23 protein-coding genes and 2 tRNA genes are annotated in these 25,680 nt (G+C 69.0%); 9 read left to right on the top strand and 16 right to left on the bottom strand.

The window, feature by feature from the left end:
* Nucleotides 1-50: 50 nt before the first annotated feature.
* The 3 genes from AC25Y0_RS00430 to AC25Y0_RS00440 form a co-directional block, all read right to left on the bottom strand.
* Entirely contained in the window at nucleotides 51-2,348 is a 2,298-nt protein-coding gene (locus tag AC25Y0_RS00430; RefSeq protein ID WP_488122392.1) for an MMPL family transporter, read from the bottom strand.
* 33 nt (nucleotides 2,349-2,381) lie between these two features.
* A complete protein-coding gene (locus tag AC25Y0_RS00435) occupies nucleotides 2,382-2,777 on the bottom strand; it encodes a hypothetical protein (RefSeq protein WP_488122393.1) in 396 nt (131 codons plus the stop codon).
* An 84-nt stretch (nucleotides 2,778-2,861) separates the two neighbouring features.
* Nucleotides 2,862-2,934 (bottom strand) — tRNA-Thr (locus tag AC25Y0_RS00440).
* A 212-nt stretch (nucleotides 2,935-3,146) separates the two neighbouring features.
* Between AC25Y0_RS00440 and AC25Y0_RS00445 the strand changes: the two genes are divergently transcribed.
* From AC25Y0_RS00445 to AC25Y0_RS00455, 3 genes are all read left to right on the top strand, one after another.
* The gene (locus AC25Y0_RS00445; protein WP_488122394.1) at nucleotides 3,147-4,049 is read left to right on the top strand and encodes a MetQ/NlpA family ABC transporter substrate-binding protein; all 903 of its coding nucleotides are present in this window, start codon (nucleotides 3,147-3,149) and stop codon (nucleotides 4,047-4,049) included.
* A gap of 64 nt (nucleotides 4,050-4,113) precedes the next feature.
* Nucleotides 4,114-5,151 carry a methionine ABC transporter ATP-binding protein gene (locus tag AC25Y0_RS00450; protein ID WP_488122395.1) on the top strand — a complete coding sequence of 346 codons (1,038 nt, stop codon included), beginning with the start codon at nucleotides 4,114-4,116 and terminating at the stop codon, nucleotides 5,149-5,151.
* Complete coding sequence (locus AC25Y0_RS00455; protein ID WP_488122396.1) at nucleotides 5,144-5,803, top strand: methionine ABC transporter permease; 660 nt, start codon at nucleotides 5,144-5,146, stop codon at nucleotides 5,801-5,803. Before AC25Y0_RS00450 ends, AC25Y0_RS00455 begins: the two co-directional genes overlap by 8 nt.
* Here the strand turns inward: AC25Y0_RS00455 and AC25Y0_RS00460 are convergent, their stop codons facing one another.
* From AC25Y0_RS00460 to AC25Y0_RS00500, 9 genes are all read right to left on the bottom strand, one after another.
* Nucleotides 5,804-7,366 carry an alpha/beta hydrolase gene (locus AC25Y0_RS00460; protein WP_488134033.1) on the bottom strand — a complete coding sequence of 521 codons (1,563 nt, stop codon included), beginning with the start codon at nucleotides 7,364-7,366 and terminating at the stop codon, nucleotides 5,804-5,806.
* Complete coding sequence (locus tag AC25Y0_RS00465; RefSeq protein ID WP_488134034.1) at nucleotides 7,363-8,529, bottom strand: DNA polymerase III subunit delta'; 1,167 nt, start codon at nucleotides 8,527-8,529, stop codon at nucleotides 7,363-7,365. Before AC25Y0_RS00465 ends, AC25Y0_RS00460 begins: the two co-directional genes overlap by 4 nt.
* 33 nt (nucleotides 8,530-8,562) lie before the next feature.
* Nucleotides 8,563-9,213 (bottom strand): dTMP kinase, encoded by a 651-nt coding sequence (tmk, locus tag AC25Y0_RS00470; protein ID WP_488134035.1) that lies wholly within the window; start codon nucleotides 9,211-9,213, stop codon nucleotides 8,563-8,565.
* Nucleotides 9,210-11,900 (bottom strand): type I DNA topoisomerase, encoded by a 2,691-nt coding sequence (gene topA, locus AC25Y0_RS00475; RefSeq protein ID WP_488122400.1) that lies wholly within the window; start codon nucleotides 11,898-11,900, stop codon nucleotides 9,210-9,212. Before topA ends, tmk begins: the two co-directional genes overlap by 4 nt.
* Before the next feature lie 68 nt (nucleotides 11,901-11,968).
* Complete coding sequence (locus AC25Y0_RS00480; protein ID WP_488122401.1) at nucleotides 11,969-12,295, bottom strand: helicase; 327 nt, start codon at nucleotides 12,293-12,295, stop codon at nucleotides 11,969-11,971.
* Nucleotides 12,295-12,630 carry a TadE family type IV pilus minor pilin gene (locus AC25Y0_RS00485; RefSeq protein WP_488122402.1) on the bottom strand — a complete coding sequence of 112 codons (336 nt, stop codon included), beginning with the start codon at nucleotides 12,628-12,630 and terminating at the stop codon, nucleotides 12,295-12,297. Before AC25Y0_RS00485 ends, AC25Y0_RS00480 begins: the two co-directional genes overlap by 1 nt.
* Nucleotides 12,627-12,830: a DUF4244 domain-containing protein gene (locus AC25Y0_RS00490; RefSeq protein WP_488122403.1), complete on the bottom strand. Its 204-nt coding sequence runs from the start codon at nucleotides 12,828-12,830 to the stop codon at nucleotides 12,627-12,629. The genes AC25Y0_RS00485 and AC25Y0_RS00490 overlap by 4 nt, the downstream gene beginning before the upstream one ends.
* A gap of 36 nt (nucleotides 12,831-12,866) precedes the next feature.
* A complete protein-coding gene (locus AC25Y0_RS00495; RefSeq protein ID WP_488122404.1) occupies nucleotides 12,867-13,802 on the bottom strand; it encodes a type II secretion system F family protein in 936 nt (311 codons plus the stop codon).
* Nucleotides 13,799-14,824, bottom strand: coding sequence for a TadA family conjugal transfer-associated ATPase (locus tag AC25Y0_RS00500; protein WP_488122405.1), 1,026 nt, complete (start codon nucleotides 14,822-14,824; stop codon nucleotides 13,799-13,801). The genes AC25Y0_RS00495 and AC25Y0_RS00500 overlap by 4 nt, the downstream gene beginning before the upstream one ends.
* 380 nt (nucleotides 14,825-15,204) lie before the next feature.
* Between AC25Y0_RS00500 and acs the strand changes: the two genes are divergently transcribed.
* The gene (gene acs, locus AC25Y0_RS00505; RefSeq protein ID WP_488122406.1) at nucleotides 15,205-17,187 is read left to right on the top strand and encodes an acetate--CoA ligase; all 1,983 of its coding nucleotides are present in this window, start codon (nucleotides 15,205-15,207) and stop codon (nucleotides 17,185-17,187) included.
* A 110-nt stretch (nucleotides 17,188-17,297) separates the two neighbouring features.
* On the opposite strand, the gene AC25Y0_RS00510 is transcribed toward acs, so the two are convergent.
* Complete coding sequence (locus tag AC25Y0_RS00510) at nucleotides 17,298-17,765, bottom strand: RidA family protein (RefSeq protein WP_488122407.1); 468 nt, start codon at nucleotides 17,763-17,765, stop codon at nucleotides 17,298-17,300.
* Nucleotide 17,766: 1 nt separating this feature from the next.
* Nucleotides 17,767-17,982, bottom strand: a complete 216-nt coding sequence (sp36, locus tag AC25Y0_RS00515) for a Sp36 family protein (protein WP_488122408.1) — start codon at nucleotides 17,980-17,982, stop codon at nucleotides 17,767-17,769.
* A gap of 106 nt (nucleotides 17,983-18,088) precedes the next feature.
* Between sp36 and AC25Y0_RS00520 the strand changes: the two genes are divergently transcribed.
* The 4 genes from AC25Y0_RS00520 (at nucleotide 18,089) to AC25Y0_RS00535 (ending at nucleotide 22,712) form a co-directional block, all read left to right on the top strand.
* Complete coding sequence (locus tag AC25Y0_RS00520) at nucleotides 18,089-20,803, top strand: transglycosylase domain-containing protein (protein WP_488134036.1); 2,715 nt, start codon at nucleotides 18,089-18,091, stop codon at nucleotides 20,801-20,803.
* Nucleotides 20,803-21,732: a metallophosphoesterase gene (locus AC25Y0_RS00525; RefSeq protein WP_488134037.1), complete on the top strand. Its 930-nt coding sequence runs from the start codon at nucleotides 20,803-20,805 to the stop codon at nucleotides 21,730-21,732. Before AC25Y0_RS00520 ends, AC25Y0_RS00525 begins: the two co-directional genes overlap by 1 nt.
* 60 nt (nucleotides 21,733-21,792) lie before the next feature.
* Nucleotides 21,793-21,869 (top strand) — tRNA-Pro (locus AC25Y0_RS00530).
* A gap of 78 nt (nucleotides 21,870-21,947) precedes the next feature.
* Nucleotides 21,948-22,712: an HAD-IIB family hydrolase gene (locus tag AC25Y0_RS00535; RefSeq protein ID WP_488122411.1), complete on the top strand. Its 765-nt coding sequence runs from the start codon at nucleotides 21,948-21,950 to the stop codon at nucleotides 22,710-22,712.
* A 13-nt stretch (nucleotides 22,713-22,725) separates the two neighbouring features.
* Here the strand turns inward: AC25Y0_RS00535 and AC25Y0_RS00540 are convergent, their stop codons facing one another.
* Together AC25Y0_RS00540 and AC25Y0_RS00545 are read right to left on the bottom strand one after the other, a co-directional pair.
* Nucleotides 22,726-23,982, bottom strand: coding sequence for an alpha-hydroxy acid oxidase (locus tag AC25Y0_RS00540; RefSeq protein ID WP_488122412.1), 1,257 nt, complete (start codon nucleotides 23,980-23,982; stop codon nucleotides 22,726-22,728).
* A 16-nt stretch (nucleotides 23,983-23,998) separates the two neighbouring features.
* Entirely contained in the window at nucleotides 23,999-24,709 is a 711-nt protein-coding gene (locus AC25Y0_RS00545; protein WP_488122413.1) for a FadR/GntR family transcriptional regulator, read from the bottom strand.
* Between the two features lie 127 nt (nucleotides 24,710-24,836).
* On the opposite strand from AC25Y0_RS00545, the gene AC25Y0_RS00550 reads away from it, so the two are divergent.
* Nucleotides 24,837-25,679 (top strand): DUF1295 domain-containing protein, encoded by an 843-nt coding sequence (locus tag AC25Y0_RS00550; protein WP_488122414.1) that lies wholly within the window; start codon nucleotides 24,837-24,839, stop codon nucleotides 25,677-25,679.
* Nucleotide 25,680 lies beyond the last annotated feature (1 nt).

Below are 25,680 nucleotides of genomic sequence, written 5' to 3' on the forward strand. Positions count from 1 at the left end.
GGTTCCTCGTCGGGCCCTCCTCGGACCGTCGACAAGGAACCGCGCCGTGCTCACGAGTCGCGCGTGCGCCGGTACTCCTCGCGCGTCAGCGCGTGCCCGTCATCGCCCACGAGGTCTTCGTCGGCTTCGCCCGACGGGTCTCCCGACCCGCCGACGGCCACGGGCTCCGGCTTGCGCGACAGCTTCGACGGCCACCAGATCGCCGGCCCGATGTCATACGACAGGGCGGGCACGAGCAGCGAGCGCACGATGAAGGTGTCGATCAGCACACCGAAGGCGACGATGAACGCGATCTGGGCGAGGAACAGGATCGGGATGACCCCGAGCGCTGCGAACGTCGCCGCGAGCACGAGCCCGGCAGAGGTGATGACGCCACCGGTGGCCACGAGGCCCCGCAGGATGCCCCGCCGCGTGCCGTGCACGAGAGACTCCTCGCGCACCCTCGACATCAAGAAGATGTTGTAGTCGATTCCGAGGGCCACCAAGAACACGAAGCCGAACAGTGGCACCGCCGGATCCGCTCCGGGGAAGTCGAAGATGCCGTTGAAGACGAGCGCACTGACACCCAGCGCCGTGGCGAACGACAGCACGACCGTCGCCATGAGCAGGACGGGAGCCAGGATCGAGCGCAGCAGCAGGATCAGGATCCCCAGCACGACCAACAGGATGACGGGGATGATGAGCGTGCGGTCGCGAATCGACGTGTCATTCGTGTCGATGTCCGTCGCGGTCTCGCCTCCGACGACCGCCTCGCCCTCTCCGAGCGCGTCGTTCAGCGAAACACGCAGCTCACGGACGGTGTCTTCAGCGGCATCCGAGTCAGCCGAATCGGTGAGCGTCGCGATGATGAGCACATCGCCGCCGGCGATCGTCGGCTCGGGCACGGGGGTTCCGGGCGGGCCTGCCGCCGAGAAGACGACCTCGCCGTCCTCCAGCGCGACCGGCGCCTGTCCGTTGGGCGAATCCTCCGATGCCGCCGAGACCGAGTCGATGCCCGCGTTCTCGTCGAGAAGTCCGAGGACCTCGGCCAGGTCATCCTCGGGGGCGATGATGTACACCGGGCTTCCCGACCCTGCCGGGAAGTGCTCGGCGAGAGCGGCCTGACCGTCACGCGCCTGCGACTCGCCCAGAACGAGGTCGCTCGAGGGAACGCCCTCGGCCTTGAGCTGTGTCACGCCGAACGCACCGGCGAGCAGCACGAGCGTCGACACGATCCAGACGATCCGCGCGTGACGAGCCACGAAGCGGGCCTGACGCGGCCAGAGGCCCTTGACGGGCTTGCTGAGGTCGTCGGGAACCATCACGAGAGCCTGCTTCGGCGCGAACGGCCAGAACGCCGCGCGACCGACGAGTGCCAGCAAGGCCGGAAGGAACGTGAGGGCGGACAGCATCGAGAACGCGATGCCGATCGAGGCGATCGGCCCCAGCGCACGGTTCGTGGCGAGGTCGGACAGCAACAGGCACATGAGCCCGGCGATGACCGTTCCGCCCGATGCGAGGATCGGCTCCCACGAGCCGCGCCAGGCTCGGACGGTGGCATCCCATCGCCCTGCGCCCTCGGCGATCGCTTCTCGATATCTCGCGACATAGAGCAGCGCATAGTCCGTGGCTGCACCGATCACGAGGATGAACAGGATGCCTTGCACCTGCCCGTTCAGCACGACGATGCCGTTGAACGCGAGCCACCACACCGTGAGCAGCGCGACACACAGCGCGAACACACTCGTCAGCAGCACGACGATCGGAAGCAGCGGCGAACGGTAGACGATGATGAGGATGATGAAGACGGCGATGAGAGCAACGGCGAGCAGCAGTCCGTCGATGCCGAGGAAGCCCTCGACGAGGTCGGCGGTGAAGCCTGCCGGCCCGGTCACCCATCCCTCGAGACCGTCGGGCAGGCTTTCGGCCAGGAGCGCTCGCATCTCGGCGACGGTTTCGCCGATATCGGCCGACGAGTCGATCGGCACGAAGATCTGAGCCGCATCCCCGTCTTCGGAGGGAATCGGCGGCGAGATCTCGTCCTGCACGTCGCTGAGCGCGGCGATGTCGTCGGCGAGAGTCTGCAGATCGGCGAACTGCTCCTCGGTGAGTTCTTCGTCGGACTCGACGATCACGACGGCCGGGATCGTGTCATCTCCCAGGAACTCCGAGAGTCGCTCGTTCACCTGAGTCGCATCAGCGCTCTCGGGAAGGAAGCTGGACCGGTCGTTCGTGGAGACCTCTTCGACCTTGCCGAAGTAGGGACCACCTATTGCCCCACCCACGACCCAGAGCAGGACGAGAAACACCGGAATACCGATGCGGAGCCAACGTGAAGGAGCGAGTTTCGCGTGATGCGCCGAAGACATATAGCTAGCTTAGCTAGCTATACGCCCTCTTGTTCACCGTGACAGCAAAAAAACGATGGATGCCACCGTCGCGATGACGCCGAGAGCGAAGAACCCGACTGTGAGCCATCCCAGAAACCGCACCGCGGGCGACCCTTTTGTGAGGCGCATCCGGTCGTCACGCCCGGCACGGACGTAGACGTCCGCCGTCTCGCGCCCCTCGAGCGCAGCCTGCTGGTCGGGGCTCAGCCAGGCGTGACCGACCCGGCCACTGCTGCCGAACCACCGCGCACTGCGGTGCCCCTGCTCGTCGGCGAGGACGGCCTGGGTGAGTGACCATGAGCCATCGGCGAGCCAGACGATGAGGGTCGCGAGAGCCAGTACGACCGCTCCCCCGAAGCCGACCCACGTGAAGATCTCGGCGATGGCATCTATCGCGCGGTCGTTCACCTCCTCAGGCTAGCGGAGGCACCATGGCAACGCCGAAGGCCCCCGACCCTGCGTCTCCGCTGGATCGAGGGCCTTCGCTCTCGGAGCCACCTAAGGGAATCGAACCCTTGACCTATTCATTACGAGTGAATCGCTCTGCCATCTGAGCTAAGGTGGCGCGCTTCGCTTACGCGGCGCACGATGGACAATCCTACAGGGTCCGGAAGGCCCTCGGTGACACGGCCTGCGTGACGGCGTATTACGACCGAATCGGATGCCGCGACCCCGCGACGTACATTCGGAGTCGTTCCGCGGTGAAGCGAGCGCGGTACCGGCTCCGCGCTTGCGGTCTGCACCGCCCCGCGGAGCCTGACCCAAGGAGCCACTCGCATGTCCACTCGATTCACCACCGCGGCCGCCCTGGCCCTTCCCCTCGCTCTGCTGCTCACCGCCTGCGGCTCGGGCCCGTCAGACGACGCCGGGGCTGAGGCCGGCGCGGGCGTGGTCGGCGTCGTGCGCATCGGCGTGGTCGGCGCCGGCGATCCCTACTGGCAGACCTACGCCGAAGCCGCCGCGGCCGAAGGCATCGAGGTCGAGATCGTCGACTTCACCGAGTACACGCAGCCGAACCCCGCTCTGTCCGCCGGCGAGCTGGACCTCAACCAGTTCCAGCACATCGTCTACCTCGGCACCTACAACGTCAACGCGGGCGACGATCTGCAGCCCATCGGCTCGACCGCGATCTACCCCCTCGGGCTCTACTCGACGCAGTACGACTCCGTCGCCGACATCCCCGAGGGCTCCACCGTCATCGTTCCCGACGATGAGAGCAATCAGGCCCGCGGCCTTCTCGTGCTGCAGTCGGCCGGGCTCATCGAGCTCACCGACGGCGGATCGATCTTCTCGACGGTCGCCGACGTCTCGCCGGACTCGAAGGTCGTCGTCGAAGCACTCGATGCCGCCCTCACGCCCACGTCGCTCCCCGACGTCGCCGCCGCGATCGTGAACAACGACTTCGTCGAAGACGCGGGTCTGCAGTTCTCGGACGCCATCGCGCAGGACGACCCGACCGACCCGAACGCGCTGCCCTACGTCAACGTCTTCGCTTCGCGTGCCGCCGACGTCGACAACCCGACGTACCTCAAGCTCGTCGAGATCTACCAGAACACCCAGGCAGTCCTCGACGGCGTCCAGGCGGCATCCGGTGACACCGCCGTGCTGCTGAAGACCCCGCGGGCAGACCTCGTCGAGTCGCTCGAGACCGTCGAAGAAGACGTCCGCGCCAACCAGTGACCCTCGCGTGTGCGGCCCGTTCCCCTGCGGGCCGCACACGCGCGTCGTCTGTGAGGAGACGCCCATGACGCTCATCCGGCTCACGGCGGTCACGAAGACCTTTCCCGCCGCGGGAAAGAACGCTGTGCCCGTCACCGCCGTCGACGGTGTCGACCTCGACATCGCGGCGGGCGAGGTCTGCGGGATCATCGGCTACTCGGGAGCCGGCAAGAGCACCGTGCTGCGCCTCGTGAACGCGCTCGAGACGCCCACCTCGGGCACCGTCGAGATCGACGGCCGCGACATCACCCGTCTGCGCGAGCGCGACCTGCGCAACCTGCGCGGCGACATCGGCATGATCTTCCAGCAGTTCAACCTGTTCGACTCGCGCACCGTCGCCGGCAACGTCGCGTACCCGCTCGAGATCGCGCGGCGGCCGCGGGCCGAGATCACGGCGCGGGTCGCCGAACTGCTCGACTTCGTCGGACTCGCCGACAAGGCACGGAACCATCCCGAGCAGCTGTCAGGCGGGCAGCGTCAGCGCGTCGGCATCGCCCGGGCCCTCGCGACGAGTCCGCGCATCCTGCTCGCCGACGAGGCCACGAGCGCGCTCGACCCCGAGACGACAGCCGAAGTGCTTGATCTGCTGCGCCGCGTCAACCGCGACCTGGGCGTGACGATCCTCGTCATCACGCACGAGATGGATGTCATCCGCACCCTCGCCGACCGCGTCATCGTGATGGAGGAAGGACGCATCATCGAGCAGGGCGAGGTCTTCGACGTGATGTCAGCGCCGCAGCGCGCGGCCACGCGACGCTTCGTCTCGAGCATCATCGACGACGTCCCCCGCGGTGAGCAGCTGCGCACCCTCCGAAAGCGACACCCGGGGCGCATGGTCACCTTCACGATCCGCGACGGCGATGTGACACAGTCCGACGTCTTCGCGGCTCTGGCCGCCCACGGCGTGCGCTTCGAACTCATCCACGGCGGCATCAACGACATCCGCGGCCGCGTGTTCGGACATCTCACACTGTCGGTCACCGGTGAGACAGACGCCGTCGAACGGGCGATAGCCGCGGCATCCGGCTTCGCTCCCCTGATCGAGGAGGACACCCGTGGATAGGCTCATCGAACTGCTGCCGCAGCTGTGGTCTGCGACAGCCGAGACGCTCTACATGGTCACCCTGAGCCTCGTCTTCGGCGGTGTCGCCGGGCTCGTGCTCGGCCTCGCCCTGTACGCGACTCGCGCCGGGAGCCTGTTTCCGAACAAGGTCGTGTTCGGCGTGCTCAACGTCGTCGTGAACACCTTCCGCCCCATCCCGTTCATCATCCTGCTCGCCGCCGTGCAGCCGCTCGCCCGCGGTCTGGGCATCCGCGGCATCGGCATCGAGTTCGGCGTCTTCGCGATCTCGCTCGCGTCGATGTTCGCGATCGGCCGCATCGTCGAGCAGAACCTCATCACGGTGCGGCCCGGCGTCATCGAGGCCGCGCGCGCTGCAGGGGCGAGCAGGTCGCGCATCCTGTTCCGCCTCGTGCCGCGTGAAGCACTCGGACCGCTCATCCTCGGCTACACGTTCATCGTCGTCGCCCTCGTCGACATGACGGCGATGGCGGGTGTCGTCGCCGCCGGGGGCCTCGGTCAGTTCGCGATCGTCAACGGGTTCCGCCAGTTCAACCCGTGGGTGACCTGGGCAGCCGTCGTCGTCATCGTCGTGATCGTGCAGGGAGTGCAGTTTCTCGGCAACGCGCTCGCGCGGCGCACGCTGCGACGCTGACTACTCGCAGCGCAGGTCGGAGTCGGGCACCGTGCCGTCGAGGAAGTACGCCAGCACGGCGTCGTCGACGCACGCGTTGCCCTTGTTGAATCCCGTGTGTCCCTCGCCGACACGCGTGATGAGCACTCCCGACGACAGCTGCTCGGCCAGCGACACCGACCACTCGTACGGAGTCGCCGGGTCATTCGTCGTGCCGACCACGAGGATGGGCGCGGCTCCCTCGGCCGCGACCGGCTCGCGCACGCCCGTCGGGGCGACCGGCCACGAGTCACACGGGTCGGGACCCGACCAGTACGGAGCGATGGTCGGCGCGTCCGCCGCGATGCGAGCCGTCGAGGCGTCCTCTTCGGCAGCGGTGGTGTCGTCGGGGTAGTCCATGCAGTTGTACGCCGTGAACGCCTCGGTCTGGTTGTCGAGGTATTCGCCGCCCTGGCGGTTGTAGTAGAAGTCGGCGAGCAGGAACGCCGCCTGCGCATCACCCTCGAGCACGCCCGTGAGCGCCTGCGTCAGGGCGGGCCACGAATCGGTGGAGTAGAGCGCGGCGATGATCGCCGTCATGAGCGAGTCGGCTCCGAGCATGCGGCCGTCGGCGTTCTCGATCGGCCGCCGCTCGACGCTCGCGAGCAGCGTGCCGAGGTCTGCCATGGCCTCATCGAGGGTGCCGCGGAACGGACAGTCCCCACCCGAGAGGCAGTCGGCCATGTACGCCCGCAGCGCCGATTCGAAACCGAGCGCCTGCGTCGTCGAGACGTCGAGAGCCGAGACGGCGGGGTCGATCGCGCCGTCGAGCACCATCCGCCCCACCCGTTCAGGGAACAGCTTCGCGTACGTCGCCCCGAGGAACGTGCCGTACGAATACCCGAGGTAGTTGAGAGTGCGATCGCCGAGCACCGCGCGCAGCAGATCCATGTCGCGCGCCGCGTTGTCGGTCGTGATGAACGCGAGGATGCCGTCGCTGTTGGCCTCGCACGCCTCGGCGAAGCCCTCGTTGGACCGCGTCCGAGCGGCCTCCCACTCGGACGATCCGCGCTGGCCCGGCGTGATGCCGAACAGGTATTCGTCCATCTCTGGTGTGTCGAAGCACGTCACGGCGGTGGACTCCCCCACGCCGCGCGGGTCGAAGCCGATGACGTCGTAGGCCGCTGCCAGCTCATTGCCGACGGCGTAAGAGACCGCATCGCGCACGAGCGCAATGCCGCTCGCGCCGGGGCCGCCGGGGTTGGTCAGGAGCGACCCGAGCGGCTCGTCGCCACCTGTCGCACGCTGACGGATGACGGACAGCTCGATCTCGGCAGCCTCGGGGTTCTGCCAGTCCAGCGGCGCCGTCACCGTCGTGCAGTCCAGCAACCCGCCGCAGTCGGACCACGTCAGCGTCTGCTCATAGAACGGCAGGAGGTCGGTGGGCACCCCTTGCACGTCGGGCGACAGACTCGTCGTGGGACGGGCGTCCTGATCGGGGATCGCGGAGTAGAGGCAGCCGGACAGGGCGACGGATGCGGCGGCAAGGACCGCGACGGCGGTCACGGCTCGGCGCAGGAAACGGCCAGGGGTGGTACGGGTCACGGGGTCCTTCCGCTCGCGACGGTCACGAGCATGCTCTCGAGGGCGAGGGCGGGGGCGACGTTCTGTTCGAGGTTGCGGCGTGTCTCGGAGATCCGGTCGAGCACGACCAGCGTCCGCTCGATCGACCATGCGCCCGCCAGAGCGTGCAAGTCGTCGACCAGTTCACGGTTCACCAGGTCGTCGGTGCGGGAGTACTGGATCATGAGCACGTCGCGGAAGAGCGACTGCAGGTCGGTGAGCACGCGGTCGATGCCGTCGCGCAGGCTGCGCGTCGCGCGCCGCTTCTGCCCGTCTTCGAGCGCCGACAGCTGGGCGCGCACGGCGGGCGGCACACTCGCGCCCGGGGCGATGCCCAGTGTGCGTCGCAGCGCTTCGCGCTCAGCCTCATCGCGCTCGACCGTGAGCGCCTTGGCATCGTCGGTCGCGAGCTGCACGACGCGGCCGGCCACATCGACGGCGTCGCCGACGCCGCGCACCGCGAGCACCGACCGCAGCGTCTCGTCGCGGCGCGCGCGGGCCGCAGCATCGGTGGCGAGGCGTTGCGCCATGCCGATGTGCCGCTGCGCATGGCGCGCCGACTGCTCGGCGAGCGCCGCATCGGCGCCCGTGCGCTGCGCGATGAGCCGCGCGACATCGGCGATGTCGGGGTCTCGCAGGCGCAGAGTGCGCACGCGCGAGCGGATCGTGGGCAGCAGGTCGGCGTCACTCGGCGCGCACAGCACCCACACCGTGCGCTCGGGCGGCTCTTCAAGGGCCTTCAGCAGAACGTTCGATGTGCGCTCGGCCATGCGGTCGGCGTCTTCCATCACGATGACGCGGTAGCGGCCGAGCGACGGAGCGAAGTACGAGCGCTCGACGAGCGCGCGGGCGTCTTTGATCGAGATGATGACACCCTCGGTGCGCAACGACGTCAGATCCGGATGCGTTCCGGCGAGCACCTGCCGCATCGCCTTCTCGTCACCGGGTTCGGCGATGAGCGCCGCGGCGAACGCGTAGGCGAGCGTCGAGCGCCCCGACCCCGGCGGGCCCGTGATGAGCCACGCGTGGGTCATGTCTGCCGGGTCGGATGCCGCCGACTGCAGCGCGGCGAGCGCATCGTTCTGCCCCCACACCTCACCCCAGGGGACATCACTCGCGGCGTCCGCGATCGCCGTGGCATCCATGCAGTCAGCCTAGCCGGGGGCGCCGACAGGTCTTCATGTGAGGAGGGCCTCGACGCGGTCGCGGACGAGGCCCGCGATCTCGTCGGGGGGCCGGGCGGCGTCGACGACGAGGAAGCGCTCAGGCTCGGCAGCTGCCAGCGCGAGGAACTCCTCGCGCACGCGCGCGTGGAACGCGCTCTTCTCGGCTTCGAGCCGGTCGAAGGGCTTGTCGTCGGCCACCAGCCGCTCCCGCGCGACCTCGGGGTCGAGGTCGAGCAGCACCGTGAGATCGGGAAGCAGACCCCCCGTCGCCCACAGCGACAGGTCGCGCACCTCGTCGCGGCCGAGCACTCGACCGGCACCCTGATAGGCCACCGACGAGTCGAGATAACGGTCCTGGAGGACGATGTCGCCGCGCTCGAGGGCAGGGCGCACGAGCGTCTCGATGTGATGCGCTCGATCGGCGGCGTACAGCAGCGCCTCAGCCCGCGGCGCGATCTCGCCCCGGTGGTGGAGCACGATGTCGCGCACGAGCACCCCGACCTCGGTGCCCCCCGGCTCGCGCGTGCGCACGACCGTGCGCCCGCGCCGGCTGAGCCACTGCTCGAGCAGGGCCGCCTGCGTCGTCTTGCCGACGCCGTCGCCCCCCTCGAGCGTGACGAACAGCCCGCGCTCGCCGGTGTGCTGACCCTGCCGAGCGGTCACTTCTTCTTCGCCGGCGCCTTGCGCGTCGTCGTCTTGCGCTTGGGCGCGGGGCCCTTCGCACGCTTGTCGGCGATCATCTGCACGGCGATCTCGTACGTGATGTCGTCGGGCATCTGACCGCGCGGGATCGTCACGTTCGTCTCGCCGTCGGTCACGTACGCGCCGAAGCGGCCGTCACGGATGCGGATCGGCTTGCCGCTCACCGGGTCGTTCTCGAACTCCTTGAGCGCGCTCGAAGCCCGGCGTGCGCCGTACTTCGGCTGCGCGTAGATCGCGAGAGCCTGCTCGAGCGTCATGTCGAAGATGAGCTCTTCGCTGTCGATCGTGCGCGAGTCGGTGCCCTTCTTGAGGTACGGGCCGTACGGTCCGTTCTGCGCCGTGATGACCTCGCCCGACTCGGGGTCGGTGCCAACGACGCGAGGAAGCGCGAGCAACTGCAGCGCCGTATCGAGTTCGATCGTCTCGGGAGACATCGACTTGAACAGCGACGCGCGGCGCGGCTTGGGCGCGGCATCCTTCTTGGTCGACTTCTTCTTCGGCGCCGTGACCTCGCCCGTCGCCTCATCGACGGCGACCTCGGTCTCGGGGATCTCCTCTTCGAGGTACGGACCGAAACGGCCGTCCTTGACGACGATGAGCCGGCCGTTCTCGGGGTTCTCGCCGAGCACGCGGTTTCCCGCGACGGGCGCGTCGATGAGCTCCTGCGCCTTCTCGGGCGTCAGCTCGTCGGGGGCGAGATCATCGGGCAGGTTGACCCGGCGCGGATCGGCCTCGGGGTTCTCGGGATCGATCACGTCGAGGTACGGCCCGTAGCGGCCGAACCGCACGGTCGCCGTATCGGTGATCTTCGTCGCGTTCAGCTCGCGCGCGTCGATCTCACCGAGGTTGTCGATGATCTTGCGCAGGCCCGTGTGCGACTCGGAGCCGAAGTAGAAGGAGTGCAGCCACTCCGCACGCTTCTGCTCGCCACGGGCGATCGCGTCGAGGTCGTCTTCGAGCGCCGCCGTGAAGTCGTAGTCCACGAGGTCGGCGAAGTGCTGCTCGAGCAGACGCACGATGCTGAACGCGAGCCAGCTGGGTACGAGCGCCTGGCCGCGCTTGGTGACATAGCCGCGGTCGAGGATGACATCGATGATGCTCGCGAACGTCGAGGGGCGACCGATGCCCTTCTCTTCGAGCGCCTTGACGAGGCTCGCCTCGGTGTAGCGGGGCTTGGGGCTCGTCGCGTGGCCCTTGGCCTCGACGTCCTTCAAGCGCAGCGTGTCGCCGACGGTCATGACGGGAAGCGCCTGGTCGTCGGCCTTGTCGGCGTCGGCGCGCTTCTCGTCGCGCCCCTCTTCATATGCCTCGAGGAAGCCCTTGAACGTGTAGACGGTACCCGATGCGGTGAACTCGGCCTGCTCGCCGCCGGCGTCGACCGTGAGCGTGACGGTCGTCGTCTCGTACTTCGCGTCGGCCATCTGGCTGGCCATCGTGCGCTTCCAAATGAGGTCGTACAGGCGCTGCTCATCGCGATCGAGCTGCGCGGCCACCGACGCCGGCGTGCGGAAGTCATCGCCCGAGGGACGGATCGCCTCGTGCGCCTCCTGCGCGTTCTTGCTCTTGCTGCGGTAGACGCGCGGGCTCAGGGGCACGGCCTTCTCGCCGTAGAGCGCGACGGCCTGCGCTCGCGCGGCCTGCACGGCCTGCGTGCCCAGCGCCGTCGAGTCGGTACGCATATAGGTGATGAAGCCCTTTTCATACAGGCGCTGCGCGACGCTCATGGCGTGCTTCGCGCTCATCGAGAGCTTGCGACCGGCCTCTTGCTGCATCGTCGACGTCGTGAAGGGCGGCTTGGGGCTGCGCGTTCCCGGCTTGGCCTCGAGATTCGACACGGATGCCGTGCCGACAGAGGCCACAGCCTCAGCGAGCGAACGGGCGCGGTCCTCGTCGAGGACGACGACGGCCTTCTTGAGCTCACCGCGGTCGTCGAAGTCGGTGCCGCGAGCCAGCGGCGCACCGCCGAGACGGGCCAGACGCGTCGTGAACGACGCGCCCTGCGCCTCGTTGATCGCGGCGATCGCCTCGAGATCCCAGTACGAAGCCGAGATGAAGGCCATGCGCTCGCGCTCGCGATCGACGACCAGACGCGTGGCGGCGGACTGCACGCGGCCCGCCGACGTGCCCTGACCGACCTTGCGGCGCGTCACGTCAGAGACATCCCAGCCGTAGAGGCGGTCGAGGATACGGCGCGTCTCCTGAGCGTCGACGAGCGCGACATCGAGTTCGCGCGTGTTCTCGACGGCGGCGCGGATTGCATCCTTCGTGATCTCGTGGAAGACCATGCGCTTGACGGGAACCTTGGGCTTGAGCGCCTCGAGCAGGTGCCACGCGATGGCTTCGCCCTCGCGGTCCTCATCAGTGGCGAGGAGGAGCTCATCGGCGCCCTTCAGCGCACGCTTGAGCTCAGCGACGGTCTTCTTGCCGCGCTCGGACTCCACATAGAAAGGGGTGAACCCGTTCTCGATGTCGATCGAGTACTTTCCGACCGACGTCTTCTTGAGCTCGGCCGGGATGGCTTTGCGGTCCGCCAGATCGCGGATGTGCCCTACTGAGCTGAGCACCTCATAATCGTCGCCGAGGTATCCCTGGATCGACCGCATCTTGGTCGGGGACTCGACGATGACGAGCTTCTTGCCTTGTGCCAATGCAGCCGTCCTTTCTACGTCGCACACCATACACGCCGAAATACCATGCACTCGCTGAGAGCCGGTGGTCACGGGGGCTGGGGCGGAGGCCCCGCGCGCGCCGCGGCGGTGCCTGTGAAGGGGCCGAAGGGCGCCTGCACCGACACCGTCGCGACGAGCCCGACGACATCGCACGCCGTCAGCGTCGCGCCGCCGAGGGCCGCCAGCTGCACCGCCCGCTCGCACGGGACGCCCGCTGCTGCGCCCGAGGCGGTATCGGCAGCCGCGAGCGCCGCGGCGTCGGCGGCGCCGGCCAGACGCTGCCCGAACACCGCCGCGCCCGCCGTCGCGGTGAGCCCGGCGGCCAGCAGCGCGATACCCGCGACGACACCCACGACCGCGGGCGCCCCTGCCATCAGCGACCACCCGCGAGGGCGCAGCCGGTCGCCGTCAGGGTGAGCGCGAGCAGGGCGGGCGCCGTCGCGGTGACACATACGATGTCGTCGTCTTCGCGCACCGCGACCCCCGCCCCCGGGACGGCCGTCGCGACGCCGGCCGCCGCGCGCGCGAGCGAGTCGCCGCGCGCGATGATCCGGGCGGCGTCGGCGGCGGCATCCTGCAGTCGCACGTGCCGCGACGCGGCACCGAGGGTTCCCGCCGCAAGCAGCAGCACGAGCACGATCGCCGGCAGCGCGACGGCGAACTCGGCTGCAACCGCCCCCGAGTCGTCGCGGAGCGCGCGCCCCCTCATGCCACGGTCAGCGCGCGACGGACGAGGTCGGTCAGGATGCCGCGCACTTCGTCGCTGCGCATGATGACGACGAGAAGGCCGGCAAAGGCGACGGCTGCCATCGTCGCGATCGCGTACTCGGCCGTGGCTGCACCGGATTCGTCGGTGAAGAGGCGGGCGGCGCGACGGCGGGTGAGGCGGGGCGGGCGCGTGGTGGTCATGGCGACTCTGCTTTCTCGAGAGGACGGTGGGCACGGTCAAAGACTGAGCGGCAGCGCGGTGCCGACGCTCAGCAGCATCGGCGCAACGCCGAGCAGAAGAAAGGCGGGCAGGGTGCAGACCCCGAGCGGCAGCAGCAGCCGCATCGACAGGCGGGCGGAGCGAAGGCGGCCCTCGACCCGCGCGCGATGTCGGGCGAGCGCCGCCGACGCGCGGAGCAGCTCGACGGCGGGCACCCCGGCCGATGCGGACAGCGCGAGGATGCCCTCGGTCGCTGCGGCGGTCGGCTCACTCGATGCACCTTCGACGAGCCGGCGGCCGCGCTCGATCGAGACGCCGCCGCTCAGCGCGATCGCGAGCAGGTCGGCGTCGAGTCCCGGGATGCCGTCTGCCGCACCGGCCGCCCGCACGAGCGATCCGCTCCAGCGGTGGGCGACGAGCATGAGCACGACGCCCACCACGAGGCATCCGATGCCGACCGGGTTCGTCACGAGCGTCGCGACGGTGTCGAAGCCGAGGGCGACGCCGAGCACGACGGCCACGAGCGGGAGCCAAGCCATGAGCTTCGCCGTACCGGCGGGTTCGGCGAGCGCGATGCGCACGTCATCGGCGGCCTCCTGCGCGTCGCGCAGCGCGAGGGCCAGGCCGCGCAGCGTCTCGGCGAGCGGCGCGCCGACCGTCGTCGCGATCGTCCAGGCCGCCGCGACGTCTCGCCACGCCCGCTCGGTCGGTGGGACCCCCGACCGACGCGCCCGCCCCCGCCTCGGAAGAGAGTCGGGCGGCGTCTCGGCCGCGGTCGCGAGGGCGGCCGTGACGGCCACCCCGTCTTCGAGCGCGCGGTGCACCGACAGCGCGTGCGGGTCGCCCGTCTCGGCGAGATGAGCCCACGCGCGGGCGGGCGCGACGCCGGCCTGCAGGAGCACGGCGAGTCGCAGCACGGTATCGGCGACCGCTGCCGCGTCCACGCCCTTCACGTGCCCTCCAGCAGCTCGATCGCGAGCCGCCCGTCAGCAGCGACCACGGGGCGCCCGAGTCCCGCGAGCCGCCGGGTGCCGTCGCCGTCGCGCGTCACGTGCAGGACGACGCCGATCGCGCTCGCGACCTGGCGCGCGAGGGCTTTGTCGCCCAGTCCCGCGAGGGCGCCGAGGGCTTCGAGGCGAGCCGGCGCATCGGCGAGGCTGTTGGCGTGCAGGGTGCCGGCGCCGCCGTCGTGGCCCGTATTGAGCGCCGTCAGCAGCTCGCGCACTTCGGCGCCCCGGCACTCCCCCACCACGAGCCGGTCGGGTCGCATCCGCAGCGCTTCTCGCACGAGTCGCGCGAGGTCGACGCCGCCCGCCCCCTCGAGATTGGCCTGCCGCGCTTCGAGCCGCACGTGATGCGGGTGCGCGAAGCGCAGTTCGGCGACGTCTTCGATCGTCACGATGCGCTCCGACGCCGGCGCAGTCGCGAGCAGTGCCGCCAGCAGCGTCGTCTTGCCCGCACCGGCAGCGCCGGTGACGAGCACGTTCTCGCGCCGCGCGACGATCGACGCGAGCTGAGCGCGCCCGGCCGCATCGAACATGCCGCGCGCCTCGAGCTCGGCCAGGGTCGCCTGCTCGACCCTCGGCACGCGGATCGAGATCGTCGTGCCCTCGGCGACCGGCGGCAGCACCGCGTGCACCCGCAGACCGTCGCCGAGCCGCACGTCGACGCACGGGGTCGCATCGTCGATGTGGCGACCACCGAGCCCGATGAGCGAGACGGCGAGCTCGCGTACGTCTTCTTCGGCGGCGCGCCACCCGCCCACGGGGACGGGCCCGTCACCGCGATCGACGAAGAGACCGGCCGCGCCGTTGACGAACAGATCCGTGACGTCGGGATCGTCGAGGTACGGAGCGAACGGCGCGAGAGCCGGATGCCGCGTGCGCGCCGCCGCGCGCGGGGCATCGGGCGGCGTCGCCGTATCGTCGCCGACCGCAGCCCGCGATCGCGGCTGAACGACGAAGGCCTGCGGCATGCACCGACGCTACGAACCCGAAGCGCGGGCGCGCCTTGCCCGCCGGCATCCGTGGACAGCGTCACCGCGCTCCGCACCTGTGGAGGAGCCGGAAACGACGGAGTGGCGGCATCCCATGGGGGGAATGGGACGCCGCCACCCGAGGCACCGCGCGTCGGGGGATGTGCGATGCCACTGCCAGAATCAATGTTCGGCCGGACCCGAGCATAGGCGACTCGTCGAGCGGCACCCAATACTTCGAGACGTATTCACGCCGATATATCAGTCGTGTCGGACACCCACTAACGGAGGTAGTGGGGCCCTGAGCCGCCGGGTAGATTTCCTCGTCAAGCTCGCCGGACTCCGGCTATGACCCCACCCGCCGCAAAGGAGCGCGCCCCATGAGCGACATCACGCAGAGCACCCAGATCGATCACCTGCTCAACGAGACGCGGCGATTCGCCCCGTCCGAGACCTTCGCCGACAACGCGATCGCGACGCGTGAACTGTACGACGAGGCCGCCGCCGACCGTGATGCCTTCTGGGCAGAGCGCGCACGCGAACTGCACTGGCACAAGCCGTTCACGGAAGTACTCGACTGGTCGAACCCGCCGTTCGCGAAGTGGTTCGACGACGGCGAGCTGAACGTCGCCTACAACTGCCTCGACCGGCACGTCGAAGCCGGCAACGGCGACCGCGTCGCGCTGCACTGGGAGGGCGAGCCGGGCGACTCCCGTGACGTGACGTATGCCGAGCTGACCGATGAGGTCAAGCGCCTCGCGAACGTGCTCGGCGACCTCGGCGTCGGGACCGGCGACCGGGTCGCGATCTACCTGCCGATGATCCCCGAGGCGATCGCGGCGATGCTCGCCGTCGCACGGATCGGCGCGATCCATTCCGTCGTCTTCGGCGGCTTCTCGGCCGACAGCCTGCGCTCGCGCATCGACGACGCGGGAGCCAAGCTCGTCATCACGGCCGACGGCGGCTACCGCAAGGGCAAGGTGTCGCCCCTCAAGCCCGCCGTCGATCAGGCACTCGCCGACCGTAACGGCTCGGGCGTGCAGGAGACCGTCGAGCACGTCCTCGTCGTGCGCCGCGGCGAGAACGACGTGGAGTGGACCGAGGGTCGCGACCTCTGGTGGCACGACGTCGTGCCGCAGGCCTCTGCCGAGCACGAAGCGCAGGGTTTCCCCTCCGAGAACCCGCTGTTCATCCTGTACACCTCGGGCACGACCGGAAAGCCCAAGGGCATCCTGCACACGTCCGGCGGGTACCTCACGCAGGCCGCCTTCACGAACAAGGTCGTGCACGACATCCACCCCGAGACCGACGTGTTCTGGTGCACCGCCGACATCGGCTGGGTCACGGGGCACACCTACGTCACGTACGGTCCGCTCGCGAACGGCGCGACGCAGGTGCTCTACGAAGGCACGCCCGACACTCCGCACCCCGGCCGCTGGTGGGAGATCATCCAGAAGTACGGCGTCACGATCTTCTACACCGCTCCGACCGCCATCCGCTCGTTCATGAAGATCGGGCGCGCGGTGCCCAAGAAGTACGACCTCTCGTCGATCCGCCTGCTGGGCTCGGTGGGCGAGCCGATCAACCCCGAAGCGTGGATGTGGTACCGCAAGGTGATCGGCGGCAAGGCGGCGCCCATCATCGACACGTGGTGGCAGACCGAGACGGGAGCGACGATGATCTCGGCGCTGCCGGGCATCACCGAGACGAAGCCGGGCTCGGCGCAGGTGCCGATCCCCGGCATCTCGATCGACGTCGTCGATGAGGACGGATCGCACGTCGGCAACGGCAACGGCGGACTGCTCGTCGTCACGGAGCCCTGGCCGAGCATGCTGCGAGGCATCTGGGGCGACCCCGAGCGCTTCGTCGAGACGTACTGGTCGAAGTTCCAGTCCCAGGGCTACTACTTCGCCGGCGACGGCGCCCGACTCGACGACGACGGCGACGTGTGGCTGCTCGGACGCGTCGATGACGTCATGAACGTGTCGGGCCACCGCCTGTCGACGACCGAGATCGAATCGGCGCTCGTGGCCAACGAGGCCGTCGCCGAGGCGGCCGTCGTCGGTGCGTCCGACGAGACGACCGGCCAGGCTGTGGCAGCGTTCGTCATCATCAAGCAGAGCTACCTCGCCGAGCACTCTCCCGAAGGGCTGGCCCAGACGCTGCGGCAGTGGGTCGGCGAGCAGATCGGCCCGATCGCCCGCCCGCGCGACGTCTACATCGTCGACGAGCTGCCCAAGACCCGCTCGGGCAAGATCATGCGGCGCCTGCTGCGCGATGTCGCCGAGGGTCGCGAGGTCGGCGACACGACGACGCTCGCGGACACCGCGGTGATGTCGGTCATCAGCGCTCAGGTGCGCTGACCGCCCCGGCCCCGACGCAGAAACGGCGACGGGGCGTCGAGACAGTGGGGGACCCCACGGTTTCGACGCCCCGTTGCCGTTGAGCGATCACAGCATGCGGGCGGGCTCGCTCACGCGACCGAGAAGACGACCTCGACCTCGACGGGCGCATCCAGCGGCAGAGCAGAGACGCCGACGGCCGAGCGCGCGTGAGCGCCGGTGTCACCGAAGACCTCGGCGAGCAATTCGCTCGCCCCGTTGATGACGACGGGCTGGCCGGTGAACTCGGGCACCGAGGCGACGAAGCCCGTGACCTTGACGACGCCCGAGAGGCGGTCGACGCCGCCGACGGCGGCAGCGGCCGCCGCGATCGCGTTGAGCGCGCACTGACGTGCATACCCCTGCGCATCGGAAGCCGTCACCAGGCCGTCGCCCTCACCGACCTTGCCGGTCGCCAGCAGCGACCCCGCGACGATGGGCAGCTGACCTGCCGTGTAGACGAGGTCGCCGTGCGCTTTGGCGGGCACGTACGCCGCGACGGGCGGGACGACCTGGGGCAGCTCGATACCGAGCTCGGTGAGGCGGGCGGAAACGGTCATGTCAGGCTCCTTCGAACTGCGACGAGGCGGCGGCTGCGGCATCCAGTCCGGCGTTGGCGGCACCGCCGCCGGTGGGACGCTTGAAGTAGGCGACGAGGCCTCCTTCGGGACCCGGCACGACCTGCACGAGCTCCCAGCCCTGCTTGCCCCAGTTGTTGAGGATCGCAGCGGTGTTGTGGATGAGCAGGGGCGTGGTGAGGTACTCCCACGTCGTCATACGGACTCCTCGAAGGCAGAAGAACAGCGGCGGAAGACCGGATCGCAGCGGCAAAAGCGCACGCGCCGTCAGGGGAAACCTCAGGTAGTTCCCTTACGATCACCCTATGCCTGGAACGAAACGAACGGCCACCGGTGTGCTCGGCGGCCTTGCGGGTCTGGTCGGTCTGAGCGCTGTCGCGGGTCTTCTCGTGACCGCCACCGTCACCCCGGCCATCGCCGTCACCGGCGCTGCCGCATCGAGTGCCCTCGACATGTTCGACAACCTGCCGAGTGTCCTGGACATCGAGAAGCTCATGCTCCCCTCGACGCTCATCGTCACGAACCCCGAGACGGGCGAAGAGCAGGAGTTCGCGAAGTTCTACGACCAGAACCGCTCCCCCGTCGAGTTCAACGAGGTCGCGACCGTCTTTTACGACTCGATCCTCTCGTCAGAGGACCCCCGCTACTACCAGCACGGCGGAGTCGACCTCATCGGCACGACGCGCGCCGTGCTTTCCAACGTGCAGGGCGGTGGCGAGACGCAGGGCGGTTCGTCGATCAGCCAGCAGTACGTCAAGAACGTGCTCGTTCAGCGCTGCGAGGCCAACGCCACGGCGACCGAAGAGAAGTCTCGCGACCAGGTGCTCGCCGAGTGCTGGACGGATGCCACGACGGCCCAGGGCGCCGAGGGCATCCAGCGCAAGCTGCAGGAGATGCGCTACGCCATCTCGCTCGAGCAGAAGTACTCGAAGAACGACATCCTGCTCGGCTACCTCAACATCGCCAACTTCGGCGGTCAGAACTACGGCATCGACGCCGCCGCGCGCTTCTACTTCGGCGTCTCGGCAGCCGACCTCAACGTGTCGCAGGCGGCGACGCTGGCCGGCATCGTGCAGAACCCCAACACGTACCGCTTCGACAAGCCCGGCGGCTCGATCTTCGACCGCGACGGCAATGCCTACAACAAGGCAGCCGACGGCATCATCGACGACATCGACGAGGCGCAGTTCGGGCCGCTCAAGGCCCTCCTCAACGACGGCACGATCACGCAGGAGCAGTACGTCGCGGCAGCCGACCCCTACAGCGCGACGAAGGGTCGCCAGCTGTACGTGCTCAGCCGCTTGCTCGGCGACGGCAAGATCACGTACGAAGAGTACGTCGCGGCCGTCATCGAGCCCATCACGCCGAATATCCAGGCACCGACGATCGGATGCGCCGCAGCAGGCGGTGCCGCGTACTTCTGCCAGTACGTCAAGAACACGATCCTCGCCGACGAAGCGTTCGGCGAGACGCCCGACGATCGCATGCGCACGCTGCAGCGCGGCGGCCTCAAGGTCTACATCACGATGGACCCGCGCATGCAGGCGGCGGCCGAGCAGGCGATGCGTGAGGTCGTGCCCACGTCGGCCGAAGGCTGGACCGGACGCGAGACCGGACGACTGGGTTCGTCGACCGTCAGCATCGACAACACCAACGGGCGCGTGCTCTCCATCGCGCAGAACACGGTGTTCAGCGAAGACGCCAACCTCTCGGGCGACCCGAACTACTCGTCGCTCGTCTACGCGGGTGACCACGTGACCGGCAAGTCCGAGGGCTTCAACGTCGGCTCGACGTTCAAGCTCTTCACCCTCCTCGCCTGGCTCGAGGCCGGCAAGTCGGTCAACGAGACGATCAACGGCGTCAACCGCGTCTTCCCACGCATGACCAACTCGTGCACGGGCGACTGGGTCAACGTCGCCCGCGACAGGATCGGCAACTTCGGCAACGCCGGCGGCTGGGTGGGCACCCCGATGCGATTCACCGCCACGTCGCTCAACTCGGGCTACCTCGCGATGGCCGAGCAGCTCGACCTCTGCGACATCGCGAAGATCGCCACCAAGATGGGCGTTCAGACCGGTGACGGACGGCCGATCGAGATGAAGTACGCGAACAACGTGATCGGTGACGACAACATCTCGCCGGTCGCCATGGCCGGCGCCTACGGCACGGTCGCCAACAACGGCGTCTACTGCCAGCCCAAGGTCATCGACCGCGTCGTCGACTTCGACGGCGTCGAGCTGCCGATCCCCGAGCGCACGTGCACGACCGTGCTCGAGCCCGCGGTCGCCTCGACCGCCGCGCTCGCGCTCGTCGGCGTCATGAACGGCGGCACGGGTTCGGGTGCCAACCCGCGGAATGCCCCCGTGCTCGGCAAGACCGGTTCGCACGAGGAGTACCAGTCCTGGATGGTCGAGTCCTCGACGCGCGTCTCGACCGCTGCCTGGGTCGGCAACAGCGACGGGTTCGGCGACATCTTCCGCAAGTACGCCAATGGCTACCGCATCGCGGACATGCGCTATCCCCTGGCGCGTCAGACGCAGTTCGCCGCCAACGAGCTCTACGGCGGAGACCAGTTCTCGCGCGAGTACGGCGAGCTGACCCGTCAGGTGCTGCGTGACCTGCCGAACGTGGTGGGCATGTCCACCGACCAGGCACGCGCCGAGCTCGAAGGCGCCGGCTTCTCGGTCAACGTCGGCGACGCTGTCGACGGTGCCGAAGAGGCAGGCACGATCGCGCAGCAGGATCCCGGCGCGGGTCGCGTGCCCGCCGGAACCACGGTCACAATCCGACCGAGCAACGGTCAGGGCGTGTCGGTGCCCGACGTGAGCGGAGCATCCCTCAATGAGGCGAAGGGCCGCCTGCGCGCCGCGGGCTTCGGCAACGTGTCCGACGGCACGTGCACCGTGAACGCCGACCTCGAGGGCGACGCGCAACGGGTGACGGCCACAGACCCCGCCGCCGGCTCGGTCGTGAATCGCAACTCGCCGATCTCGGTGAGCTACGCCGCCCGCAGCTGCTGATGGGATCCGTTCGTTCGGGCGCTCTCGCGACCCTCGGGATCGCGGGCGCGCTCGGCGCCGGAGCGGCCCTGTGGGGCATCGGGATCGAACGCTATCTGTTCACGTTGCGCACCCACGAGGTGCGTGTGCTCCCGGCGGGCGCCGACCCCGTGCGCGTCCTGCACATCTCGGACGCCCACATGGCGCCGTGGCAGCAGCGCAAGCAGCAGTGGATCGCTCAGCTGGCAGAACTCGAGCCTCACCTCGTCGTCGACACGGGCGACAACCTCGGTCACCGCGACGGTCTGCGCGGCATCCGCCGTGCCTACGACCCGCTGCGCGGCGTGCCGGGCGTGTTCGTGAACGGCTCGAACGACCATACTGCGCCGAGTCCGCGCAACCCCGTCAAGTACTTCAGCGGCCCCTCGAAGACCGCGCGCACCGAGGTCGAGCTCAACACCGCCGCTCTCGATGCCTATCTGCGCGATGACCTCGGCTGGCTCGACCTGAACAACGCCGCCGGATCCCTGCAGGCCGGTGGCCTGCGCATCGATGCCTTCGGCGTGCGCGATGCGCACCGCGACTGGGACCGCCTCGACGACCTGCCACCGCTCCTGGCAGGACTGCGCGAGACCGGCGCCGCCGACCTCACGATCGGCGTGACGCACGCCCCCTACCGCCGTGTTCTCGACGCTTTCATCGACTTCGGCGCCGACGTGCTGTTCGCGGGTCACACGCACGGCGGGCAGGTGCGACTGCCCGGAGTGGGCGCCCTCGTCGCGAACTGCGACATCCCCCTCGATCAGGCGCGCGGACTGAGCGCCTGGGCGCACAACGGACGCGTCGTGCCCCTCAACGTCAGCGCGGGCCTCGGGCATTCGATCTACGCCCCGGTGCGCTTCGCCTGCCGTCCTGAGGCGTCACTGCTCACACTTCTCCCCCGCGACTGAATCCGTTCGGAGCACGCTCGCCGATCGGGTAGACTCGTGGGGTTGCCGTGCGAGCGGTAACGGGGTGTGGCGCAGCTTGGTAGCGCGCTTCGTTCGGGACGAAGAGGCCGCAGGTTCAAATCCTGTCACCCCGACCAACTGAATCGACCGGCCGCTTGCGGTCGGTCGATTCGTTTGAAGGGGCCATGCGGTCAATCGATGCAGAAGGGCTGTCCGTGAGCTCACCACGTCTCGTCGCCTTCGATCTCGACGACACCCTCGCGCCGTCCAAGAGCGCGATCGACCCCCGTATCGGTGACCTTCTCGTCGCCCTCGCCGAGCGCGTCGAGGTCGCGATCATTTCGGGCGGCCAGCTCGCTCAGTTCACCGCTCAGGTCATCGAGCTGCTGCCGGATGCCGCGAAGCACAGCCTCGACGCCTTCCACCTGCTGCCGACGTGCGGCACGCAGTACTACCGGCTCACCCCGGACGGCATGGTCACGGTCTACGCGCACGCGCTGACCGACGACGAGAAGACGCGCGCCCTCGCGGCGGTCGAGTCCGAGGCGCGCCGCCTGGGCCTGTGGGAGTCCGAGCCGTGGGGCGACATCCTCGAGGACCGTGGGTCGCAGATCACATTCTCGGCCCTCGGCCAGCGCGCTCCGCTGGACGCCAAATCAGCATGGGACCCGACAGGCGAGAAGAAGAACACGCTTCGCGCCGCCGTCGCCGATCGTCTGCCCGATCTCGAAGTACGCTCGGGGGGATCGACGTCGGTCGACATCACCCACCGCGGCATCGACAAGGCTTACGGCATGCGGAAGCTGGCCGAGCACTCCGGCATCCCGCTCGATGACATGCTCTTCATCGGCGACCGCCTCGACCCCGACGGCAACGACTACCCCGTGCTCGCGATGGGCGTCCGCTGCCGCGCGGTCGAGGGCTGGGAAGAAACCGCGCAGCTGCTCGACGAGCTGATCCCGACGCTGCCCGAGCGCTGAGCCGCAGCCGCGCTCAGACCGAGGCGCGCACGCCCTGCCCACGCACTGGTACGAGCCGGGTCAGCTGCGTCACGTGCCGCGGCTCGAGTTCGGCGAGAGACGAGACGCCGAGCAGCTTCATGGTGCGCTCGATCTCGCCGCGCAGGATCGCGATCGTGCGGTCGACGCCCTCGCGTCCGCCGGCCATGAGGCCGTACAGGTACGCGCGGCCGATGAGCGTGAACTTCGCGCCCATGGCGATCGCCGCGACGATGTCGGCACCGTTCATGATGCCCGTGTCGATCATGACCGTCGCGTCTTTGCCCACCTCGCGCACAACCTCGGGCAGCAGGTGGAAAGGCACGGGCGCACGGTCCAGCTGGCGGCCGCCATGGTTCGACAGGATGATCCCGTCGACGCCGGCATCGATGAGCCGCCGGGAATCTTCGACGTTCTGCACGCCCTTGACGACGATCTTGCCGGGCCACAGGTCACGGATGACGGCGAGGTCGTCATAGCTGATCGTCGGGTCCATGGCGGCATCGAGAAGCTCGCCGACGGTTCCGCCCGTCGTCGAGAGCGAGGCGAACTCGAGCTTGGGCGTCGTGAGGAAGTCGAACCACCACCACGGCCGCGGGATCGCGTTGATGATCGTGCCGACCGTGAGCTGCGGCGGGATCGAGAAGCCGTTGCGCTTGTCACGCAGGCGAGCTCCGGCGACCGGTGTGTCGACCGTGAACTGCAACGTGTCGAACCCGGCCTCGGCGGCCCGGCGCACGAGTCCGTACGAGATGTCGCGGTCGCGCATGACGTACAGCTGGAACCAGTTGCGCCCGTGCGGGTTCACCCGCGCGACGTCCTCGATCGAGGTCGTGCCGAGCGTCGAAAGTGTGAACGGGATGCCGGCGGCCCCGGCCGCCCCCGCGCCGGCCGTCTCGCCCTCGGTCTGCATGAGGCGGGTGAAGCCGGTCGGCGCGATGCCGAACGGGAGCGCCGACGGTCCGCCGAGGATCTCGGTCGACATGTCGACCGACGCGGCGGGACGCAGAACGTCAGGGTGGAACTCGACGTCCGCGAACGCCTGCCTCGCTCGGGACAGCGACAGCTCTCCCTCGGCCGCACCGTCGGTATAGTCGAACGCCGCCTTGGGCGTGCGCCGCTTCGCGATCGTGCGCAGGTCGGCGATCGTGAGCGCGCCCTCCAGCCGACGCTTGCGGCCGTCGAGCTCGGGCTTCTTGAACTGCATCAGCTCGAGGAGCTCAGCGGGACGGGGCAGCTGTCGTTTCACCATGGTGGGCTTCCTTCTGTCAGGGGCGCGGACGGTCGAGGCCCGCTTCGGCGTAGTAGCCGGTGATGTGGTCGTGAACGAGAGTGCGTGCGAGCGATGCCTCACCGGCATCCACAGCGGCCAGGAGAGCGCGGTGTTCGGTGCGCAGGCGCGCGGCGGTCGCCTGCCAGTCGGCGATGCCGTCGACGCCGGCCTGCACGTACGACTCGATCGATGCCCGCAGGCCCGTCATCATGGCGGCGATGACCTGATTGCCGGATGCCTCGGCGAGTGTCAGGTGCAGCTGCGCATCGAGCGCGAGAAACTCCGCCGGCGTCAGGTCCGCGCGCTCCATCGCGTCGAGCACGACGTGGGCGTCGGCCGTCGCCGCCCCGGATGCGTCGGCGAGGGTCTCGACGACGGCGGTCTCGAGCACGAGGCGGGTCGCGACGACGTCGTCGAGGGGAAAGCCCTGCGCCGCGACCTGGAGCCGCAGGACCGCCGAGAGCCCGCCCTGGGGGGTCGCGGTGATGATCGCTCCCGCTGTCGGCCCAGAGCCGGTGCCGAGGCGGAGAAGCCCCATGACCTCGAGCACGCGCAGGGCTTCGCGCACGCTCGAGCGCCCGACACCGAGCGTCGCGGCGAGCTCGCGCTCGGATGGCAGCCGGTCGCCCGGTCCGAGGGTGCCGTCGAGCATCTCGCCCTCGATCCGCTCGAGCACCGTGCGCCATGCGCGCGTCGTATCGGACATGCGGCTCCTTTGTGGTCCGACCACACTAGCGGCTGTGGTCTGACCACGGCAACACTCCGTGGTCTACATCGGCCGCCACTCCGTGATCACCGCCGGATCGACGGTGATCGGCCGCTACCCTGACCGCATGGACCCGCTCACCGTCGTGCTCATCGTCTTCGCCGCGACCTGCGCCTTCTGCTGGATCGCCTCGCTCATCACGAAGGACACGTCATGGGTCGACCGCCTGTGGTCTATCGTCCCGGTGGTCTACGTCTGGATCTTCGCGGCCGCTGCGATCGCCGACGGGGCCGACGCGGCCCGGCTGCTCGTCATGGCGCTCCTCGCCACGGCGTGGGGAGCTCGGCTCACCTTCAACTTCGCCCGCAAGGGCGGATACACCGGCATGGAGGACTACCGGTGGGCGATCCTTCGCGGTCGCATGAAGCCGTGGCAGTTCCAGATCTTCAACCTGCTCTTCATCGTCCTGTACCAGAACGCCCTGCTCGTGCTCATCACGCTTCCGGCGTACATGGCGTGGGAGCACCCGGCGCCTTTCACCGTCTGGGACGTCGTGTTCGCGGTCCTGTTCGCGGGCTTCCTCGTCGGGGAGTTCATGGCGGACCAGCAGCAGTGGGACTTCCACCGGGCCAAGAAGGCCGGCACCGCGGAGGGCTTTCTCACCGCGGGGATGTTCTCGTGGAGCCGTCACCCGAACTTCTTCTTCGAGCAGGCCCAGTGGTGGGTGTTCTACGCGATCGGCGCGACGGCGGCCGTCGCTTCGGGCCTCGGTTTCTGGGGAGGCGCGATCAACTGGACCATCATCGGCGCGATCCTGCTGACGATCCTCTTCATCGGATCGACGATCTTCACCGAGTCGATCTCGTCGTCGAAGTACCCGGCCTACGCCGACTACCAGCGGTCGACGCCGATGCTCATACCGCGCCCGCCGAAGCGCGCGAAGAGGGCTCCCGGGCCCGCGCCGACCTGAG

It is taken from the genome of Microbacterium sp. Y547, from assembly GCF_057669785.1.